At 34.5% G+C, this 3,713-nt stretch carries 3 protein-coding genes; all 3 read left to right on the forward strand.

Annotated elements, in window-relative coordinates; translation table 11 throughout:
* Positions 1-77 precede the first annotated feature (77 nt).
* The 3 genes from ACFWE9_RS26215 (at position 78) to ACFWE9_RS26225 (ending at position 3,599) form a co-directional block, all read left to right on the forward strand.
* Positions 78-323, forward strand: a complete 246-nt coding sequence (locus ACFWE9_RS26215) for an AbrB/MazE/SpoVT family DNA-binding domain-containing protein (RefSeq protein WP_048689328.1) — start codon at positions 78-80, stop codon at positions 321-323.
* A gap of 1 nt (position 324) precedes the next feature.
* Positions 325-726 carry a type II toxin-antitoxin system death-on-curing family toxin gene (locus ACFWE9_RS26220; protein ID WP_230162700.1) on the forward strand — a complete coding sequence of 134 codons (402 nt, stop codon included), beginning with the start codon at positions 325-327 and terminating at the stop codon, positions 724-726.
* A 317-nt stretch (positions 727-1,043) separates the two neighbouring features.
* Positions 1,044-3,599 (forward strand): RHS repeat-associated core domain-containing protein, encoded by a 2,556-nt coding sequence (locus ACFWE9_RS26225; protein WP_377359575.1) that lies wholly within the window; start codon positions 1,044-1,046, stop codon positions 3,597-3,599.
* Positions 3,600-3,713 lie beyond the last annotated feature (114 nt).

Below are 3,713 nucleotides of genomic sequence, written 5' to 3' on the forward strand. Positions count from 1 at the left end.
TAAAAGTAGTATAAACAATAATGACAAATGTTATAATAGTAATAACAATTATAACTTTTTTGAAGGAGGAATGAATAATGGCCATTAGGAAATTAACTAAAGTCGGAAATAGCTTGGGAATTACGTTTCCAGTTGAAATGTTGAAAACTGCAAATTTAGCTTTTGGAGACGAATTAGAGGTTGAATTCAAGGGTGAAGAAATCATATTAAGGAAAAATAAAAATGTGAAATTACCTAAAGGTGTAGATGCAGAATTTATGGAAATGTTATCAGATGTTATTAAAGAACATGACGAAGCATTCAAGGGGTTGGTGGATAGATAATATGACATTGGATATTATCTATCTTTCCACTAATCAAATCATTGCTATCAATGCCATTCAAATAAAAATTTATTCTCCTAGTGAACAAATCGGTGTGAAAGATCCCGGTCTCCTTGATTCTGCAGTGAACAGACCCAGACAAACTGTTTTCGAGAATGATGCTTACCCATCTATTCATGAAAAGGCTGCAGCCTTATTCGAATCCATTTCAAAAAATCATGCGTTCCACAACGCAAACAAGAGGACAGCACTCGCTTCCCTTATTATGTTTTTGAAGATCAATCATTATCAATGGATAATGGGAATAGAAGAAGAACAGGATTTTGTTGTAGATGTCGTCAACCATAAGTATGATTTTAAAGCTATCGCAAGAATCATCCAAGAGAACATAAAGGCTTTATAAAAGGGTTCAAGATTCATTGAGCATTTAAGCTAATTGGGTCTTTACCGAAGGTTGGTTTTATAACATTGGAAAAATATAAAGATGGAGATATGCAGCAAATTCATGCTAGGCTCTGGAATACAATTGGGATTATTCTAAAAAAGAGGGAGAACAAGTCATCCAGATGAATTGTTCTCCCTCTTTTGATCCGGTAAAAAGAATGAAACAACGTTCCAATATAATGAAAATGAATTAGTTGTTTTTGATAAACAAGCAGCAGATGCTGAACTATCTGTGACAAATACGTATCAATTTGATCCAAAAGAAATGAATATAAAGTGATTGATTCAAGCGATAATAAAACAATCTATAAACGCGATGAGAAAAATGATACTTACGCGGTTGTAGAAGAAGACACACCAGGAGAAGATGAGCAAAATACGAAGACTTTCTATACGTATGATGCACAATATAATCTTTTAGAAGTCATTAACCCAGATGGTACAACTGAAGCCAATACGTATGATGCGAAAGGAAATCTTCTAACAACGAAAACAAAAGAAGGTACAGTAACTAACACATATAATGAACAAAACCAACTAACAGCATCAACAGATGTAAATGGTGAAAAGACAGTTAACACATATGAAGGCCCTTCTTTAATTCGTTCGAAAGTGAAAGATGAAGAAACAACATATGCATACGACACATATGGTCGCGTAACGAAAACAACGTATGCTAATGGAACTTTTGAGAACGTAGATTATAATGATGAGGAACGTCAAATTACATCAACGGACAAAAAAGGAAATACTACTTCTATAGCGTATTCAGTTTACGGACAAAAAGTAAAAGAAGTTGATGCAGATGGACATACAAAATCTTATACGTATGATCCTCTATATACTGAAACATTATTATCAGTGACAGATGGCAATGGTCTTAAAACGGCTTATACGTACGACAATAACAATAACTTAACAACCTTAACAGATGCGTTAAATCGTCAAAAAACGTATACGTATAACGATAATGACCAAGTGACAGGCGTCACAATGCCAAACATGAATTTTAAATATGAGTATGATGAAAATGGAGAAATGAGTCAATCGACTTTACCATCAGGAATTCAAACGAATTACACATACAATAGTGATGGACAAGTAGCACAAGTAGAAAACGGCAATGAAACCATTGCGTATGCATATGATGAAAATGGTAATAACACTATCATTTTAAGAAATAATGCCATTCTCAAGGAATTTGATTATGCAACAAAAAAAATAGATGGTGTCGATGTTAAAACAAATCTATTAGAAACGTATAAATTAGACTTATTTAAGCAAGGATATCGTTACGACGAGCAAGAACGTATTCAAAATCTAACAACAAGCTACAACAACGATTTTACCGTTTCACAAGGTACAACGTATAAAGAGAATAGTGACGATATCGACCATATTCAATATGGTGTAGGTGAACAGGTCATTCACGATTACAAAAGTGATATCGATGTACCAAACAATAAAACAACAGTGACTTTAAATAATGATCTACTTAAACAAGTATCGCAAATGAATGACGCAAACTTACTCGGTTCATTAACGTACACAACGAAAGCGCAACAACCATTTGAAATCACATATGATTATACGAAAAACGGCAACATCGTGAAAGAAACAACAAATGGTCAAGTCAGTGCGTTTGAATATGATGGGAATGACCAATTAACGAAAGAAACGTTACCAGATGGTACAGTGAACACATATGCTTACGACGCAGTAGGCAATCGTAAAGCATCAACGGTGAACGGTACAAAAGCAACGTTCACATACAATGATGCGAACCAAATCGCGAAGAAAAATGATATAGCGTATACGTATGATGCAGATGGTAATTTAACGAAAGATGAAAATTATCAGTACACCTACAATCAACAACAATGCCTAACAAAAGTGGAAACGCTGGATGGTAAAACAGTTGCATCGTACACATATGATGAAAATTGTTTACGTCTAACAAAAACGGTCGGTGACACAACACATGAATACTTCTATAATAATGAAGTATTAGACATGGAAGTTGTAAAAGTAAACGATGTGATTACTGAATATCGTTCATATGAGTGGAATGATTATACACCACTTGGTATGGTCGTAAAAGCGAAAAATGATGCAGGAAACTTTGAAACAAAAGCGTATCAGTTTATCACAAATCACCGTGGCGATGTATTAAGTATTCGTGATGATGCAGATCAAGAAGTCGGTTCTTATCAATACGATGCATATGGCAATGTCTTAGCAGTCGAAGGAACCATCGCAAAAGAAAACCCAATTCGTTACGCAGGTTATTATTACGATGATGAAACAAAGAATTATTATTTACAAGCTCGGTATTATAATCCAGAAAACGGAGCATTCTTAGCGTTAGACCCACATCCAGGAGATAAAAGTAATCCTATCTCTCAGAATGGATATGTCTATGCTGATAATAATCCTATTATGATGACTGACCCTGATGGAGAAAATGCTAGATTTAATTATGCCGTAAGAAAGGGAATCGAATCCTTACTTGCTGGGTATATAGGTTGGAGAAACGCTTATAGCATTGTAGAAAAAATAGTAGGAGCCGTAGGTGGTGGGCTTACTCTAGCTAATTTTGCTAAAAACCATTATCAAAAATCTCTGATACCTGGACGCCATCAGATGTATAAAACATCTTCTTCCAAGGCTTTAATTAAAAATGCCAAAAGACAAGCTATTAAAGCACTCGCTAAAAAAGGAGTTTCAGTAGCTTTAGGTGGAGTTGTAGCTTCAATACCAGATATAATTGCCTTTGGTACAGGTTTTGCAAAAGGTTGGAATAGTTATAAAAAGAAAAAGAAAAAGAAATAATAGGCGGTTGTTGGTAGCTTGAAAGGGGGGAAGAGACTAAATGTTACTTATTCTAATGATCTTGCTATTCTTATATCTTCCAGTGGTGCTTTTTAAAGATATTAAGAAGTATAA

It is taken from the genome of Peribacillus sp. NPDC060253 (genome assembly GCF_042727425.1).
Taxonomy (GTDB): Bacteria; Bacillota; Bacilli; order Bacillales; family DSM-1321; genus Peribacillus.